The sequence below is a fragment of the Duncaniella sp. genome (assembly GCF_029054785.1).
GTDB lineage: Bacteria > Bacteroidota > Bacteroidia > Bacteroidales > Muribaculaceae > Duncaniella.
Genome location: NZ_JAIDEN010000027.1, coordinates 1 through 17688 on the forward strand (window position 1 = coordinate 1; position 17688 = coordinate 17688).

14 protein-coding genes are annotated in these 17688 nt (G+C 52.9%); 7 read left to right on the forward strand and 7 right to left on the reverse strand.

Annotation, left to right across the window (positions count from 1 at the left end; genetic code table 11):
* Positions 1-157: 157 nt before the first annotated feature.
* From K2H17_RS01525 to K2H17_RS01545, 5 genes are all read left to right on the forward strand, one after another.
* Positions 158-1057 carry a hypothetical protein gene (locus K2H17_RS01525; RefSeq protein ID WP_300130570.1) on the forward strand — a complete coding sequence of 300 codons (900 nt, stop codon included), beginning with the start codon at positions 158-160 and terminating at the stop codon, positions 1055-1057.
* A 68-nt stretch (positions 1058-1125) separates the two neighbouring features.
* Complete coding sequence (locus K2H17_RS01530) at positions 1126-2433, forward strand: Na+/H+ antiporter NhaC family protein (RefSeq protein WP_300130573.1); 1308 nt, start codon at positions 1126-1128, stop codon at positions 2431-2433.
* Between the two features lie 28 nt (positions 2434-2461).
* The gene (locus tag K2H17_RS01535; RefSeq protein WP_300130575.1) at positions 2462-3355 is read left to right on the forward strand and encodes a WYL domain-containing protein; all 894 of its coding nucleotides are present in this window, start codon (positions 2462-2464) and stop codon (positions 3353-3355) included.
* Positions 3356-3397: 42 nt separating this feature from the next.
* Entirely contained in the window at positions 3398-4387 is a 990-nt protein-coding gene (locus tag K2H17_RS01540; protein WP_300130578.1) for a hypothetical protein, read from the forward strand.
* 157 nt (positions 4388-4544) lie between these two features.
* Complete coding sequence (locus K2H17_RS01545; protein ID WP_300130580.1) at positions 4545-6623, forward strand: TonB-dependent receptor; 2079 nt, start codon at positions 4545-4547, stop codon at positions 6621-6623.
* Positions 6624-6750: 127 nt separating this feature from the next.
* Here K2H17_RS01545 and K2H17_RS01550 read toward each other — a convergent pair whose 3' ends face one another.
* The 6 genes from K2H17_RS01550 to K2H17_RS01575 form a co-directional block, all read right to left on the reverse strand.
* Entirely contained in the window at positions 6751-7899 is a 1149-nt protein-coding gene (locus tag K2H17_RS01550; RefSeq protein WP_300130583.1) for a Fic family protein, read from the reverse strand.
* Between the two features lie 186 nt (positions 7900-8085).
* Entirely contained in the window at positions 8086-10107 is a 2022-nt protein-coding gene (locus tag K2H17_RS01555) for a M13 family metallopeptidase (protein ID WP_300130585.1), read from the reverse strand.
* A gap of 38 nt (positions 10108-10145) precedes the next feature.
* Positions 10146-10373, reverse strand: coding sequence for an exodeoxyribonuclease VII small subunit (xseB, locus tag K2H17_RS01560; protein WP_300130588.1), 228 nt, complete (start codon positions 10371-10373; stop codon positions 10146-10148).
* Positions 10374-10629: 256 nt separating this feature from the next.
* Positions 10630-11214, reverse strand: coding sequence for an adenylate kinase (locus K2H17_RS01565; RefSeq protein ID WP_300130591.1), 585 nt, complete (start codon positions 11212-11214; stop codon positions 10630-10632).
* A 124-nt stretch (positions 11215-11338) separates the two neighbouring features.
* Positions 11339-11881: a hypoxanthine phosphoribosyltransferase gene (hpt, locus tag K2H17_RS01570; protein WP_300130593.1), complete on the reverse strand. Its 543-nt coding sequence runs from the start codon at positions 11879-11881 to the stop codon at positions 11339-11341.
* A 120-nt stretch (positions 11882-12001) separates the two neighbouring features.
* On the reverse strand, positions 12002-12283 hold the full coding sequence (locus tag K2H17_RS01575; protein WP_300130596.1) for a PQ-loop repeat-containing protein: 282 nt from the start codon (positions 12281-12283) through the stop codon (positions 12002-12004).
* Between the two features lie 131 nt (positions 12284-12414).
* Here K2H17_RS01575 and K2H17_RS01580 point away from each other — a divergent pair, with 131 nt between their 5' ends.
* Together K2H17_RS01580 and K2H17_RS01585 are read left to right on the forward strand one after the other, a co-directional pair.
* The gene (locus K2H17_RS01580) at positions 12415-14472 is read left to right on the forward strand and encodes an Ig-like domain-containing protein (protein WP_300130599.1); all 2058 of its coding nucleotides are present in this window, start codon (positions 12415-12417) and stop codon (positions 14470-14472) included.
* Positions 14473-15122: 650 nt separating this feature from the next.
* Complete coding sequence (locus K2H17_RS01585; RefSeq protein WP_300130602.1) at positions 15123-15617, forward strand: hypothetical protein; 495 nt, start codon at positions 15123-15125, stop codon at positions 15615-15617.
* 739 nt (positions 15618-16356) lie between these two features.
* Here the strand turns inward: K2H17_RS01585 and K2H17_RS01590 are convergent.
* Complete coding sequence (locus tag K2H17_RS01590) at positions 16357-17304, reverse strand: hypothetical protein (RefSeq protein ID WP_300130605.1); 948 nt, start codon at positions 17302-17304, stop codon at positions 16357-16359.
* Positions 17305-17688 lie beyond the last annotated feature (384 nt).

Sequence of the window (17688 nt, forward strand, 5' to 3'; positions counted from 1 at the left end):
CCTCCAGACCCGTCCCCTCCGCAAAACCGCCCCTACCCCCTCGCTAAAGCTCAAGCCAAAACAAAACAAAAATTTTTGTCCATGCTCCGAGCTTTAGCGAGGAAATGAGAGAAGTGAGGAGAGAAGAAAAGCAAGAAGCAATAAAAAACGACACAGCATGAACAGACTCTTAAGAGCCTCCTGGCACGACTACACGCAAAGGTGCATCTACATGATAACCCTCAATAAAAATCCGCATGTAAAAGACTTCGGCATCCTTATGGGCGATCACCGGATCCCTGTCGGGCAAAAAGGGAGTTCCTTTGTCAGCGCAACCATGATCGGCTCTGCCATCAAAGATATTCTTCGCCGTTTCTACCTCATCGAGCCAAACATCAGGATTCTGCAATACGCCCTCATGCCCGACCATCTTCATTTGCTGCTTTTCGTGGAAGAACCAACCCAAGAAATCCTCGGACGGATAATTGCCCGCTTCAAAGTCACAGTCAACAAAGAAGCAGGCATGACAGAAGTTTTTGCCAAAGGATTCAATGATCAGATCCTTAAAAGCACACGCTCGCTTGATACACTCTACCGTTACTTGCGGGAGAACCCCTACCGCCTCGCCGTCCGCAGGGCCTATCCTGACTTTTTCAGGCGCGTCTATGGAGTCACCATCGGCGGCAAGCGTTACCAGACCTATGGCAACCAATTTCTGCTTCGCAACCCCTTCAAAGAGCAGGTCGTTGTCCATCGCAGGGACAGCGAGACAGAAAAAGCACAAAACCGCGAACGATGGCTCCACACAGCAGCCAACGGCGGCGTATTGGTCTCCCCCTTCATCTCTCCCGCAGAAAAAGCCATCAGGAAAGAAGCTGAAGAGCATGGCGGAAAGATAATCCTCATCACCAACCAACCCTTTCAGGACCGCTACAAACCGTCGGCCCATGACTTCGACCTCTGCCTCACCGGCCGCCTCCTCATCATCGCCCCGCTCGAAGCCGGCCCGGCAGAACTTACCCGCTCGGCCTGCCTGGAGATGAACACCCTTGCCGAAGAGATCATATCCATTACATAAGCATGAAAATGCCGAAAGTTTTCGCTATTTTTGCAGGTGGATAAGTATAGAAAAGATGTATAAGAACTATGAATGCGAAAATCAACACTGAGCGTCGGGTGACGCCTGCAAAGGGATGGCTGGCGCTGTCGCCTGTCATCGTCTTTCTGCTGCTATATGTGGCGGTATCGGTGATCCTCAACGATTTCTACAAGATGCCGATCGCCGTGGCTTTGGCTGTGGCGTCGATCTGGGCCGTGGTGATCTACCGCGGACAGCCTCTCGCCGCCCGTATCGAGACTTTCTCCCGCGCTGCCGGACACTCCAACATCCTCTACATGATCTGTGTCTTCATCCTTGCCGGTGCTTTCGCCACTGTCGCCAAGGAAATCGGGGCCGTCGACGCTACTGTCAGCCTCACACTCCGGATATGCCCTCCGCAGTTCGTGGTCCCGACTCTGTTTTTCGCCGCCTGTTTCATCTCGCTGTCGGTCGGAACCTCGGTCGGTACCGTGGTGGCTCTGACACCACTGGCCGTAGAGATAGCTCAGACGGTCGACGGCTCTGTGGCGTTTTATGTGGCGGTAGTCCTCGGCGGTGCTTTCTTCGGCGACAATCTTTCGTTCATCTCCGACACCACCATCGCCGCCACCCGCTCCCAGGGGTGCAGCATGTCCGACAAATTCAAAGCCAATCTGTGGATAGCCCTCCCTGCCGCTATCGTGACCATCGTGATCTATATGGTGATGAGCAAAGACTCACCGGCAATCGAACTGACGAATGACAGCAATCCCTGGCTTGTGTTGCCCTACCTTGTGGTCCTTGCCACGGCCATAGCCGGCATAAATGTCACCGTCGTCCTCACACTTGGCATACTCTCGGCTCTCGTCATGGGGCTGATCAACGGCTACTCAATCATGGATATGGCAGGCTATGCCGGGGCCGGTATCGACGGGATGGGCGATCTCATAATCATTACCCTCCTGGCTGCCGGAATGCTGGGCATCATCAAGGCCGCGGGCGGCATACAGTTTCTGCTCCAAGGACTCAGCTCTCGCATCAGCGGCAAACGCGGCGCCCAGGCTATACTCGCCATGCTCGTCGGGCTTGTCAATCTCTGCACGGCCAACAATACGGTAGCCATCATAACCGTAGGCGGAATCGCCCGCGACATCGCCGAGCGCTATGGCATCGACCCGCGCAAAAGCGCCTCGCTGCTCGACTCGGCCTCCTGTGTGGTGCAGTGTCTGATCCCCTACGGCGCCCAGACCCTCCTGGCAACCTCTCTCGCCGGAATCTCCCCGGCCTCTCCCTTCCCCTATCTCTACTATGCCTGGGCTCTTGCCGCAATGATAACCCTGTCAATCATATTCCTCTTTCCACGCCGTCTGAACTAACCGAATCCCCCCACCATCCCCCACGGCCATGTCCCGAAATCTGCTCGCCCGCTACATCTGGATCATAGACACCATACGCCGCTACGGCTCCATCACCCGTGAGAAGCTAAACGAACTCTGGGTGCAGTCGCCATATTCCGACGGCAATCCGCTGCCGCGCCGCACGTTCTACAACTACCGTGCGGCCATCGAAGAGCTTTTCAACATCAACATCGAGTGCAACTCTGCCACATACGAATACTATATCGACTCCGGAGACTCCCATCAGGAAAGCGTCACCGACTGGCTGCTGAACTCCGCAGCGATGAGCAATGTGCTCTCGAACGTGAGCGACATCTCGGACTGCATCTTTCTGGAGGATGTCCCCTCGGCGCGGCTCTATCTCTCGCAGGTGGTCTCGGCCCTGCGCGAACGCCATCCGCTGCGCTTCACCTACCGCCCCTACACGCGTGTCAATCCGACGCGCGACGTTGTCGTCGAGCCATACTTCCTCAAGATATTCCGGCAGCGCTGGTATGTCACAGGTCTCAATGTGCGTGACGGTGTTGTCAAGACCTATGCCCTTGACCGCATGGAGGATGTCAAGGTTGAGGCCGAGACCTTCGTGACCGACCCCTCGTTTGACCCCGAAAGCTTTGTCAAAGACTCGTTCGGAATCATCTTCACCCAGGCAGAACCGCGCGAAGTTGTGATCCGCACCTCCACGCGCCAGGCCAAATATCTCCGCGCGCTTCCCCTCCACTCCTCGCAGCAGGAAGAGATCCATGATGACTACTCGCTTTTCCACTACCGGCTGCGTCTGACCCCTGACCTCGTGCAGGAACTCCTCTCCCACGGCCCGGACATTAAGGTCGTCGAACCTCCCGAACTCCGCGCCATGGTCACGACAGCCCTCCGCGACGCCCTAAGACAATATGACTGATCCATCCACACCCACCACGCAGATTGCCATTTTACCACTATTATGAGAATACTTTTTTACGGAATACTTCTCATGCTGATATCCGGCTGCTCGTGTGTCATCTCCTCTGCTCACGGCTTTGAAGACACGGAGAAGCTGATAGACACCGATCCGGAAGAAGCCTTCAGACAGCTGAACGCCTATGATGTGACTGAATTTGAAGACTCAGCCACGATGGCCCGCTGGGCCTTGCTGTATAGCGAGGCAATGGCAGCAAGCCGCCTGTGGATCCCGACAGACACCATCATTAACATCGCCATCGACTATTACGGACGCAACCCTCGCTCGACCGACTATCTCAAGGCTTGCAGCATCAGGGCCGAGATGGAGGCTTATGCCACAAAAGATGACCTCGCCACAGCTCTCTACCGCCAGAAAGAGAAAGAGTTTTTTCTCTACAAGGAACGGACCAGAAGGCAGAACCTGGTATTCGCGACACTCTTCGTGGTCCTGCTTGCCGGAGGCGTGATCATCTATCAGCGTCAGCGCCTCAGAATCAAATCGACACAGAACGAGACCCTGATCTCGGAAGCCTCACACCTGCGCGAAGCGATGCTGAAACAGCAGTCGGACTACTCACGGCTTGAATGCAAGCTCTCAGGAGTGCTGGAAAAACGTTTCAGGCTGATCGACGAACTCTGCGAGACCTACTATCAGTCAAAAGGCACAGCCGGCGAGCGGAAAATGATCGCCGAAAAAGTGAAATCTCAGATCGAAGCCCTGCGGACGGAAGACGGTCTTTTCAGAGAAATGGAGCTAACGGTCAATGACAGCCTCTGCGGATTCACCGACCATCTGCGCGAGGCTTTGCCCGATATAAAAGCCGATGACTACCGCCTCGCCGTCTACCTCGCGGCCAATCTCTCGAACAGGACCATCGCACTTCTTCTCGGTGAAAGCATCGAGGTTGTCTACAAGCGTAAATCCCGCCTGAAAGGCCGGATCGCAGCCCTTGACAGCCGCCGGAAGGAGCAACTGATGTCAATTTTCTGACCTCATTTCCAGACGGTCAGACATTTCGCAAACAGCTCAAAGCAACAAACAGCATATCAACATATTGCACCTCCGACGGTCAGACTTCAAATTTGGATAAAAGGGCCTCATGGCAGTAATTTTGAAGTAAAAAATCAGCTTCTCAATTACTGTCATCATGCGAAAACAAATCCTACTCCTATTCATTGTCACAGCCGGGCAGATCTTTGCCTCAGGCACCACACCGCAAGCCGCCGACTCGCTCGCCTGTGAATTGCAGGAAATAGTCGTGACCGCAAATCAGCCGACGACAAAACTTGTCGGCCACACACTCATATCGACAATCGGCGGCACTCCACTCCAGAACCTTGGCTCGGCGCTCGATGTCCTCGCCCAGCTGCCGATGATCAATGTCAGCGACAATGAGGTATCGGTCTCAGGAAAAGGTACGCCGGAGATTTTCATTGACGGACGTCCGGTCAACGACGGGACGGAACTTGCCCGACTGCTCTCCGAAAACATCCGCCGCGTGGAACTTGTGATGGCCCCAGGCGCAGAGTATGCGAGCACGACAAAAGCCGTCATCAAGATCATCACCCGCCGTAATTTCCTCCATGGTCTGTCAGTAACCGAAAAGGCAGAAATCAGAATGCGCCGCCGCTTTTCGGCAAACGACATGCTCGACCTGAACTACCACTCCGGCAACTGGGATTTCTTTGCAAGCGGTACCCTGGCTTCCGACAAAAGCCTGACAAAAGGCTCGACAGTCAATTCACTTATATATGACGGCAGCCCTACGGTCATCGGAAGTTCCCAGCATAATGTCAGCCGGGAGCATAGCGGCGCTGTGAAAGGGGGCATCAACCACACGTCAGACTCCCGGTCGGTCGGCGCATACTATCTTTTCACCCCTCAGCAGTCCCGCCTTGACAATTCCGGCCATGAATGGCTCAACGGAAATGATCCGGTCGAACGCCTGATCGGTCGGAAAGCCCGCGGACACAGCCATCTCATATCGGCTTACTACGACGAGACATTCGGCGATAAGTATCATCTGCACTTCGACGGGGACTACAAGACCGCCGATACCGACAACCGCGTTACAACCTCCTATCCGGCGGCCCAAATGGAGGATGTCAGTTCCAGCCAACACCGCCGCTCATCGCTCCTGGCCGGAAAACTCTACCTGAATGCGCCGCTTTTCGGCGGAAAGCTGACCGCCGGAACCCAGGATTCACACTCCGAATCGAAACTTGACTTCCTGATGCTCAACGAGGCTGTCAGCGACTACCTCCCCTCGTCGACCACTGATGTCAGACAGACTTCTCTTGCATTCTTCGGCTCCTGGAGCAGAATGTTCGGAAAATTCTCGCTGACAGCAGGCTTGCGCTATGAATATTCCGACTATGATTTCCGGCTCGACGGCAAACGCGACAGCCGGCTCTCACGCAAAGACCGTCTGCTGACTCCGGATCTCAGCTTCGGATATTCCTTCGGCAAGAATGCCCAGGTATCGCTCAGTTACAGAATGGCAAGCGTCAGACCGCCCTATTCCCACCTGTCGGGAGGCTTGAACTATGTCGGGATCCATGAGATCGAGGGCGGAAACACGGCTTTGCGCGATGAGCGCAACCACGACATCCGTCTCTTCACCGCCATAGGCGACTTCATGCTTCAGGCCGACTTCACGCGCAGCCTCGACAGCTATGCCTTCGTCAAGGAACTTTATCCCGCCCCATCGCTTCAGCTACTCATGCACCCGGTCAACATTGACGTATCAGCCATTGACATCTACCTTGTCTGGTCCCGAAAAATCAGCCGGTGGTCACCGCAGATGGTTCTCGGCGCCTACCGCCAATGGCTCAGCCTCGGAGGCCGTGAATATCAGCGCCCGATATTTTCCTATGACTTCAGCAACACCCTCTCCTTACCCAAAGGATTCCTGCTCACCCTGAACCTCAGGGGTCAGAGCAAAGGCGACATGCACACCAACCGATTCGGACGGACCGTCTGCTGCATGGACATGTCTGTTGAAAAATCGTTTTTCGGCAAAGCACTCAGCCTGAAAATGGCAGCGACAGACATCTTGAACACACTCAACAACGACTGGTCGATGACCACCTGCGGCATCAACGTCGACAAACGTCAGAGCTATGACCGCCGAGGCCTGAGCCTGAGCCTCACCTACCGCTTCCAGCCACGCCAAAGCGCCTACAAAGGAAAAGCAGCCTCCGAAGCCGAAATGAAACGCCTGTGAACTGCAAAATGGGAAAATCGGAAAAGCCCCGCATCCTTTCCCAGGCTTACTGAATACTTCTCAAAAATCGCATTTTTTGAGAAGTAACCTCAGAATACTTCTCAGAAATCGCATTTTTTGAGAAGTATTATAGAGATTCTGAAACAGACTCTATCGGAGGAACACTTTCAGTTGCCTGAGAATCGGAAACACTTAAGAATAGATCCATCAACGGAAGATTCATGTAATAACAGGACCTCCCGACCTTAACTTTATTAATTAATCCGGTTTCAACCAATCCATTTAGATAGCGGGTAGCTGTGGGGCGACTGACTGCAAGTTCCTTTTCAAGGAATTCCACTTTTGTATATGGGTGAAAGAACAGGTTGTTCAAAAGTTCATGACGATACTGCTTTCCGAATTTCGGACGAAGTATGCTTTTGAACTCGGCCATTAGCTTGGAAATACCCTTGACAAGCCTTGTAGTCTCTATGGCTGTCTCTTCCACACCTTTAAGCATGAAGAGAATCCACAATTCCCACTCGGCGGCATTGTCATCGTTCTTGTCTCTGATCGCCTGAATCAGTCGATAGTATTCGCCTTTATTATGAGTTATATATCGGCTGAGATAAAGAATCGGAAGATCCAGTCTGCCGGTAAGAACAAGATACAGCACACATATTATACGGCCTGTTCTTCCATTACCATCATAAAACGGATGAATGCTCTCGAACTGATGATGGACAATGGCCAATTTTATTAATGGATCAAGATCTGATATGCGGTCATCATTGATGAAACGTTCAAGATTGTCCATCAATTCAAGGATCGTCTGTTTATCCTGAGGAGGTGTATAGACGGTTTTGCCATCCGAACGTTTCAACGCAGTGCCCGGCACACTTCGGAATCCTGCCGAATTGTGTTCCAAAATCTGCTGAATCTCCTTTATCACCGAAGATGTCAGCATTCCTTTTTCTTTTACAAGATGAAAACCATGCTGAAGAGCCTCCCGATAATTAAGGACTTCTTTGGTTGCGGCATTGGCAACGAAATCAGACATTGACTCAGCCGCCCCTTGATACAGATCGTCCTGAGTAGTAACAATATTCTCAACCTCTGAACTGTCTTTGGCTTCCTGCAAAGTCAGTGTGCTGACAAGAATATTCTCATTCGGAATCGTCAGCGCAACTCCCTTCAACTCAGCCAATCTGCGATTAGCCTGATTGAGTTGCTTAAGCACCGCTTTCGTCTCCAAATCATACGGAAGCGGAAGAGATGGAATATTATACTGAGTCATACAGTCTGTTTTTAATGTTTCTCGCAAATTTACTCATAAAATCCGAGATATAAGAATAATTTATTCCCCAAAACTCCCTCTATATCAAGCCAAAATATAATATAAAAGTAACACCGACTTTCTGAAATACAGAAGTCGGTGTTACTTTTATGAGGATATATGCCAGATGGTGACTGGCGCTGTCTCTTACCAGATGATTACGCGTTCTGACTCAGGACGGAACATCGGCTGGTCTTCGGTGATCGAGAATGCCTCGAAGAAGGGGGCGATGTTGCGGAGGGTGACATTGACGCGGTTGCAGCCGAGAGAGTGGACGTCGCCGGTGGTCAGCGAGCGGATCTCCTCGTCACGGATGTTGTTGGCCCAGAGGTTGGCATAGTTCATGTAGAACACCTGGAGGGGATCAAAACCGTCGATCTTGGCTTCAGGCGACTTGATGTCCACTCCCTTCTTGGCCTGGGCGTCGAGGAAAGCTGTCATCGCGATGCGAAGACCGCCCTGGTCGGCAATGTTCTCGCCGAGGGTGTACTGGCCGTTGGCGTGAACGCCGGGGAGCACCTCTACTTCATCGAACTGGGCGATGAGAGCCTTGGTCTTTTCAGTGAACTTGGCAGCGTCCTCAGGAGTCCACCAGTCAACCATATTTCCGTTTGCATCGAAATTGCGGCCCTGATCGTCGAATCCGTGGGTCATCTCATGACCGATCACCACACCGATGCCGCCATAGTTTTCAGCATCTGAAGCGTTCGGGTCGAAGAAAGGAGCCTGGAGGATTGCGGCGGGGAAGACGATCTCGTTGGCAAGCGGATTGTAATAAGCGTTGACTGTCTGCGGAGTCATGCCCCACTCGGTACGATCAACGGGCTTGCCCCATTTTGCATAGGTCTCGGCCTGGTGCCACATGCTGACGTTGTGCATGTTCTCATAATAGCTGAGCTGGGGATCGATCTCCATCGAGGAGTAGTCTTTCCACTTGTCGGGATAGCCGATCTTGACAGTGAAGGCTGCAAGCTTCTCGTGGGCGCGGGCCTTGGTGGTGTCGCTCATCCAGTCGAGGTTGTCGATATGCTTGCCAAGAGCCACACGGAGATTCTCGACAAGTCCGAGCATATAGTCCTTTGAGGACTGGGGGAAATATTTGGCTACATAGAGCTCGCCCACCGCTTCGCCGAGAGCACCCTCGGTAGCGTCAATGGCGCGCTTCCAGAGCGGACGCATTTCCTGAACACCGCTCATCACCTTGGAGAATTCGAAGTTGGCCTGAGTGAAGTTGTCGCTGAGCTTGGATGCGGCCTGGCTGACGTATTTCCACAGGTAGTAGTCCTTGACCTCACGGTCGGAGAGAGAACCCATCAGCTTGTCGGCCTGGGCAAGGTATTTAGGCTCTGTCACGATCAGAGTGTCAGGAGACTTGATGCCCATTGTCTCGATGAAGAAACGGTCCCAGTTGACGTTGGGATAGAGTTCCTTGACCTGAGCGAAAGTGCGGGGATTGTACATGCTTGGGATGTCGCGGCTTTCCTCACGGGTGCGGGAGTCTTCAGCCAGAGCAGTCTCGATCTTCATGACATTGGCCACAATACGGGAAGCGTCGGCAGCTGAATAGCCTGCGTTCTGCATCTGGTCGGCGATGAGTTTCTTGTAAGCGTTGCGCACAGCTGTGTTGCGCTCGTCGTCAAGCAGATAGTAGTCGCGGTCACCCAGACCCATGCCTCCGTTGGAGAGATACATGGCATAGACCTGCGAGTTGGCAAGGTCTTCCATAGGACCGGCACCGAAGAAGGGGCTTGCATAGTTGCCGTGCATCCAGAGGAAGAGATCTTCCATACCTTCATGGGGAGTCTCCTCGATTTTCTTGAGGTCGGCGAGGATCGGAGTGGCGCCTTCGCGGTTACGGCGAGCGGTGTCCATTGCCTGGGAATATACGGTCCACACTTTGTGGGCTACGGTGCCGGGTTCGGGATTCGTTGTGCCGAGGTTGGCGATAAGATCTTTCACGCGGCTCTCCGAAGAGTCGTTGAGGATATCGAACTGTCCGTAGCGGGCGTGTTCGGCAGTGAGCGGATTGGCTTCCATCCAGCCCTTGTTGACATAGGTGTAAAAATCTGCACCTGGAGCTACTGTCGTGTCAAGATAGGCTACGTTGAGGCTGGCTAAGTGTTCGGAGGCACGGTGATTGCAAGAAGCCGTGGCTAATGTCATTGTCATGGCAACTGCGGTTAGGGGTAATAACTTCATTTTAAGTTTTATTGGTTTGACTGGTTTTCGAGAGTGGAGAGAATGGTCCGCAGCTCTTCCTCGGTTGCGGTGAGGTGTGAGCGGCAGGCTTTCAGCAACTCTGTCGCACGACGGGTGTAGGATGCAAGCCGGTCGATGTCGCAGCTATCGCTCTGCATTGTGCGCAGGATAGCTTCGAGTTCGCTGAGGCTCTCGGCATAGGTCATGGTGCCTACGGGTTTTAGAGGGTGTTCCATAACAATAGTTAGAGGTTGTTTAAAAACAATAGTTAAAATCTGAGCGACGATATTATTTTTTCTTCTGTCAATAAATCCATATTTCAATCGTTAAAGTTACATGAGCCTTGGTGTCTCTTTTGCAACAATTTATCTAAAAGATACTCCACTCAGATTTTAACTCTTGGTATGAAACCCCCTCTTGATTCAGGCATCGGTGATTTGTTGATTGGTCAGAGAGAGTTGAGGGTTGATGTTTTTTGAGGGGTGAAGCGCATCAGTTGAGAACCGGATGGCTGTCGATGGCTTCGGTTATGCGGGAGAAGATCTCGTCGACAAGCCCTGTGCCTTCGATTGCACGATAGGTTCCCTCGGCGGTATAGTAGTCGCGCAGGGGTGAGGTTGTCGAATGATAGACTTTCAGGCGCTTGCCGATTGTTTCGGGATTGTCATCCGAACGGCCGCTCTGTGCGCCGCGTTTGATCAGACGGTCCATGAGTTCTTCGTCAGCGACTTCGAGTCCGATGACGGAATGGACGTCCTCACCACGCTCCTTAAGCATTTTCTTGAGGGCTTCGGCCTGGGGAATGGTGCGGGGGAAGCCGTCGAAGATGAAGCCTTTGGCCTGGGGACGCAGATTGTCAACCTCATTTGCGAGGATGTCAACCATCAGGTCATCGGGGATGAGCTGGCCTTTTGAAATATAACTGTCGGCGATCTTGCCGAGTTCTGAACCTGCGGCGATTTCCTTACGCAGGACGTCGCCGGTTGAAATGTGAGTCAGACCGTAACGGTCGATGAGCTTTTCGCTTTGGGTGCCCTTGCCGCTGCCGGGTGCACCGAAAATCACAAGATTAAACATTCGTTATCCTTAAAAATTGGGAAAAATTTGCCATGAAGATCCGGAAGCGTCGTCCCGGTCGGGAAGAAACAACGGATGGCCGAAATCTTCCTAAGAGGGTGTTTCTGAAACACCCTCTTAAGGGCTATTCGTCAAGTATATAAATATCCTGAAGATTGCGGGCGAGGCCGTCGATGTCGAGGCCGTAGCCGATAATGAATTTCTTTGGAATCTCGAATCCCACGTAGTCAGCGTGGAGTTCCGGATGCTCAAGAGCTTCCGGTTTGAAAAGCAGAGTCGCGATGCGTATTGACGCCGGATTGTGTCTGCGCAGTTCTGCCAGAAGGCTGACCATTGTGTTGCCGGTGTCAATGATGTCTTCGATCAGCACAATGTGGCGTCCTTCGAGGTTTTCGCTCAGGCCCATGATCTGTTTGACATCGCCGGTGGAGCCGGTTCCCTCATAGCTTTTGAAACGCATGAATGTCAGTTCCGCGTCGATGTCCTCGCATGCACGGAAAAGATCAATTGCAAACGGAGCCGCGCCGTTGAGGACGCAGATGAACAGGGGGGTCACGCCTGCGCAGTCTTTCATTATGGCGGCTGCCAGTTCCTGAACTCGTGTTTTAATCTGGGAGTTGTCGATATAGGGACGGAAAGTCATCCCCTGATAGCATTTCTGTTTCATGGTTCCTGGCGGAAAAATTTGCGGCAAAGTTACGAATTTTTCTTGAAAATCTACATGGATTTTCTGCCGATGGCTACAATGAATTGCTCTCAGGGGAAAAATATTTGCGAAAAAACCTTGTTATTTTTTCTTTTTGAGACGGTCGTTATGAATTTTGATGCCGAAGACGATGGCCGAGGCGATGGTGGTGATCGTGTTTGTGATCATGAGCGGCCAGTTGGCAAGCATGATGCCCTGAATGACGAAAAAGATGCTGCCGAAGCCTAAAAGCAGGAAGGTCGGGAGCGCGATGCCGTCGGTGTCACGCGTACGGATCGTATAGATTGCCTGTGGCAGATACCCGCAGATCATACAGATGGCCGCGGCATAACCAATGATGTTTATAATGAGGGGTGAGGCCATAATATGAATGTAATTTTACAGATTAATAATAATTAAACGTCCGACAAATCCTTATGTTGTGGAAATTTCATAATTTTGCATTTTTAAACACCTTGATTAAGTGTTATTAAACAACCTCTAAATACAATAATATGCGCTCAACAACAGCCCTGAGGCTGCTCTTCATAGCGGTGATCACCGCCTTCTTCGCCGCATGTGCGAGCATCGGACGCCCGGAAGGTGGACCGCGTGACGAGACTCCGCCTGTCTATGTCCGATCCAACCCGAAACCGGGACAGCTCAGGTTTGACGGCTCCAAAATCACTGTCGATTTTGACGAGAACGTCGCCATTGACGACCCCATGACCAAGGTTGTGGTCTCTCCGGCCCAGCGCAACACTCCGGTAATCTCGGCCAACGGCCGCCGCATCACAGTAGAACTCCGTGACACTCTGCTGCCCAACACAACCTATACGATTGACTTCGCCGATGCGATCAAGGACCTGAACGAAAGCAATGTACTCGATGGCCTGGCTCTCGACTTCGCGACAGGCGACACAATCGACACCCTGCGCGTCTCCGGCATGGTCTTCGAAGCCCGCACCCTCGAACCGGCTCAGGGAATGCTGGTCGGTGTCTACTCCAATCTGTCGGACACCGCCATCTCCACCCTCCCCTTCGAGCGGATCACCAAGACCAACCAGCTCGGACAGTTCACCCTGCGCAATCTCAAAGCCGGTACATACCGCATCTATGCTGTCAACGACGTGAACCGCGACTACCACTGGGACCGCTCGGAAGACGCGGCGTTTTTCGACGTAACGATATCGCCGACCACCGAAGCAGCCCAGTTCACCGACACACTGACCAATATGGCCGGCGAGGATTCGATCGTGACCTATCCCGGCACCCGCTATCTGCCCGACGACATATTGCTGACATGGTTCAACGAGGGCTATGTCTCCCAGTATCTCCGGAAAAACGAGCGCCCCGAACCGCGCAACATCGACCTCGAATTCTCCACGAAGGCCGACACTCTTCCGATCCTCAGACTCCTCAACACCCACCGGGCCGGTGACGAAAGCGAAAAATGGTCTGTGCTTCAGGCCTCGCCGACCCTCGACACTCTGCGCTACTGGATCACCGACACCGCGCTTGTCGCTCTGGACACCCTCATGATCGAGGCTAAATACATGCGCACCGACACTCTGGATCAGCTATCCTGGACCACCGACACCCTGCGCATGGTGACCAAAAACGCCCGTATGCGCAGAAAGCGCATGGAGGAGGAAGCAAAGGAAATGGCCAAAGCTCGCGAAGAACACCGCAAGGAACTTGCCCGCCAGGGCGTGGACCTCGATTCTCTCGACGCGGCTGACACCATCCCGCCGCCTCCACCGCCGCTAAACTTCAAGATCAGCAGTCCTGCCTCTCAGGACCTCAACCTCCCGCTGGTCTTCAACTCGGTCACCCCCGTGGCCAGCTTCGACTCGACCGCCATACATCTGGAGGAGATGATTGACTCCGTCTGGTATGCAAGACAGACTCCGTCAATGCGCTTCATCGGACCTTACAATACAATAAAACTCATCGCGCCCTACCAGTGGGAACCGGGAGCCCATTACAAACTGACCATCGACTCGGCGGCCATCTATGATGTCTACGGGCTGACCAATCCGCCGCTCGTCCATGAGTTCGAAGCCAAGAAGCTCGAAGATTATTCGACACTCAACTTCAACATCGACGGCCTGGACGGACGTCCCGCCGTGGTCGAGGTGCTTGACGCATCAGACAAGGTTGTGGCCGCGGCCAAAGTCAAAGGCTCTCTCGGACGCATCGAATATCTCACGCCGGGCACATATTACGCCCGCCTGTTCATCGACACCGACTCCAACGGTGTCTATACCAACGGCATTCTCGACTCCATACAGCCTGAGGAGATCTATTACTACCCCAAGAAAATAACCCTTAAAAAGAACTGGGGAGTGGAACAGTCGTGGAACATCTACGAGCTTCCTCTGGAAATGCAGAAGCCGCAGGAAATCAAGAAGAACAAGCCCAAACGCAAACGCGGTGAAAACGAAGAACGCAATGATGAGGACGAGGAGGAAGATGAATTCTTCGACGACCCATTCATGAACGCGGCTTCCCGCCGTCAGCTCGGCAACAACAACTACAATAACAGCTACAACAGCCGCCAGGGCTATTGACGTGGTTGTTGCAGAACTATGATTCACGGTAGGGACGCTTTTCAAAGCGTCCCTACCGTGTCCAATTACGGCAAGTTTTGTAACATCCTCCGGAGGCATCCGTAGGTGTCCGCATCAGGTGCGGGGCAGGCTGGCCGCGTCAGCGGTCGGAAGAATTCAGACCACTGCAAGGGCGCCGTAGGTGTCCGCAGCAGGTGCGGGGCAGGCTGGCCGCGTCAGCGGTCGGAAGAATTCAGACCACTGCAAGGGCGCCGTAGGTGTCCGCAGCAGGCGCGGGGCAGGCTGGCCGCGTCAGCGGTCGGAAGAATTCAGACCACTGCAAGGGCGCCGTAGGTGTCCGCATCAGGTGCGGGGCAGGCTGGCCGCGTCAGCGGTCAGGAGAATTCAGGCCACTGCAAGGGCGCCGTAGGGGTCCGCATCAGGCGCGGGGCAGGCTGGCCGCGTCAGCGGTCGGAAGAATTCAGACCACTGCAAGGGCGCCGTAGGTGTCCGCAGCTGTGGTTAACCGCCATTCCCCAACCCAACAGAGCGCCGTAGGTGCGAAACCGGGAAAATTTTTTCACCCGCTCCGCATTATCGCACTTATCCGGGCTTTTGAGCTTGTATCTTTGCAGTAAATAATCACTACCTCTACAAAATTTTACTGCTCTATGAAAAAACATGCACGAAAACCGCTGTGTCCGGTATCAAAAAATTTCTATTCCACGATCACAAGCCGCGTCAGGGAGTCCCTGAGGCTCGTAGGCCGCGAGGATGCAGCAGAGGAGACCATGGGCTGTATCGACCGGTATATGTCTGACGGCACTCTGCCTCCAAACGGTTCTGACAACACTATTATTTTGGTTTTCAATCTGCTGCGCATGGAGATTGATAAGGCTCTCCAGCGTTCACGCCGTGCGCGTCAGCGTGCCGCCGACAAGGCTGCGAGCATGGACAAGCAGTTCAGTGCGCTCGCTGCTGTTTTAGCCGCCTCGAACGGGGCAGCACAGGAAACAGCCGTGAAGGACAATGCGGATGTTGCGAGCGATGAAGAATCGGAAGATCCGGCGCCGTTCGTCCCCCGCAACCGCCGCGAACGCAGGCTTTATGAGCAGGAGGTACGCCGTGCGGCAAACCGTCTGACGCGCCGTCTGGCCCGCCAGTAGGCCAATATGTTTCGCACCTACGGCGCTCTGTCGGGTTGGGGAATGACGTTTTACCACAGCTGCGGACCGCGATGCGGCCCTTGCAGTGGCCTGGATTCTCCCGACCGCTGACGCGGCCAGCCTGCCCCAGTCGCCTGATCTTAAACAATCCCCGTTCACTACCCACCGGACAATCCAGCTGCCCCTGCGCCTGCCGCCACCCTCTTGTAGGGATGCTCCACGGAGCATCCGCCATTCCCGCGTGATCCCCGGACTCGGTTTTCCCGTGTGAAACGGCTGCACCGTGGTGCAGCCCTACAAGTATGGAACGCCGCTCCACGGAGCATCCGCATCCACCGCAATGATCAGACACGAAGAAGCGGATATAGCAAAACCATCCTCGACCGGGAATCACAGTTTTGCAACATCCTCGATTTACGGAATATGTTTTTTGGGGGGTGAGGTAAATCCGTGTCCTGGCGGACACTTTTATTGGGGATGAAAACCACAACCCCCGACACTCTGCGCGATGCGCGTGCGTCAGGGGCTATGAGTAAATCCGCGTCCTTTCGGACGCCCGCGTACCTGCCCGCAGGTACGCGGGTTGTGTTTTTATGGGCCTGATGCGGACGCGGTTGAATCGCGTCCCTACAAAGGCGGTGTGTGACAAAAACATCCGCTTCCCGGTGAGGAGGAGCGGATGCGCATGTTTTACAGGTCCGGTTTGTAGTAGTGTTTTTATAGGTTGAAAAGTACTGCTTTACCGGATGATTACTTTTGAAACCTTGTTACCCTGACGGCGGATGTAGAGGCCGTTTGAAGGATTCTCGACGCGAACGCCCTGGAGGTTGAAGAATTCAACGGGAGCATTTTCATTGTCAAGCACGATGTCGGCGATACCTGAGGGGTCATTCTTGATTTTAGCCACGATACTTACGATAGTAGCTCCGTTGTATACGTTGAAGCTCAGACCCTGCTGGTTGTATTGGTCTGTGATATATTCGCCGTTCTCTTTTGCCCATTCCTTAAATTGTACAGCAGTAAATTTGTAGGTATTCAAGGCTCCTTCTTCAGAGACTTCCTTGGCATTAAAGCCGTATCGAGTGGTTGAGTAGTCGCTGATCGGATGTATGGCGCCCACACCCCATCCGGCAGCAACGTTGGAATCTTTGTTTGAGATCGAGAGGGTAACGATTATTTCCGTGTCATCTGGAAGCTCAACAAACTGGCTCAGCAGGAGATTGTTGCCGTCAAGCGACAGCGTTTTTTCCGTAGTGGGGACTGTCGGACCGGTTTCGGCTGTAAGCGTGATTTTTGAAATTTTGATAGCTGTTCCCTTGAGGAATATTCCGTGTACCTTCGCTTTTTCGACGAAGTCCTCGGTCATTTCATATTCCATGACGGCCGGGAATGAGGTTTCGTTCCATACCCCGATGTTGTGAAGGTCAATCCACTTCCAGTCTGCGTCGGAACCGCAGATTGTAAACTGAGGCCACGCGTCATCGTCGGTTTTTTCAGCGACGGTAAAGCCGAGTATGTCACCGGCTTTGAAATCTTCACATTTGGCAGCTGAGATTTCGCAGCTTGGCGAACCCCAGGTGATGGTGACGGGTTCTGCGCTTTCCCATAAAGTTGATACTGTTTTCTCGGCCTTTGCACCGAAAGCAATGATTGAAATGGCCGCGCAAGAGAGTAAATGTTTAATCATAAGCGTAAAATGTGATTTAGGTAAGAAATATCATGGATGAGAGTTTTTGTGGTCGTAGTCAGGCGGTTTGCAGTGTCGTCATTTCAGGTCTGTGAGACTTGTCGCGATGAGCGTGAAATCGCTTTTTGCAAATTTATGTAAAAAAAGGATGCCCTAAGTGATACTATTTTATCATTTTCACGTGGAAAGATACGATAATTATGCACAGCTGCGGTAAAGCGCTGATCACCCCTTATTTCTTTCTGCGATTGCATAATACAATAAAATCACTATCTTTGCAGAAAAACAAAACCCGATAGCTTGATATACAGGGGCTACCGGGATTCAACACTACAAAGATAGTGCTTTCTATCTTAAAAACAAAACTTTACTCCAAAAGGTTAC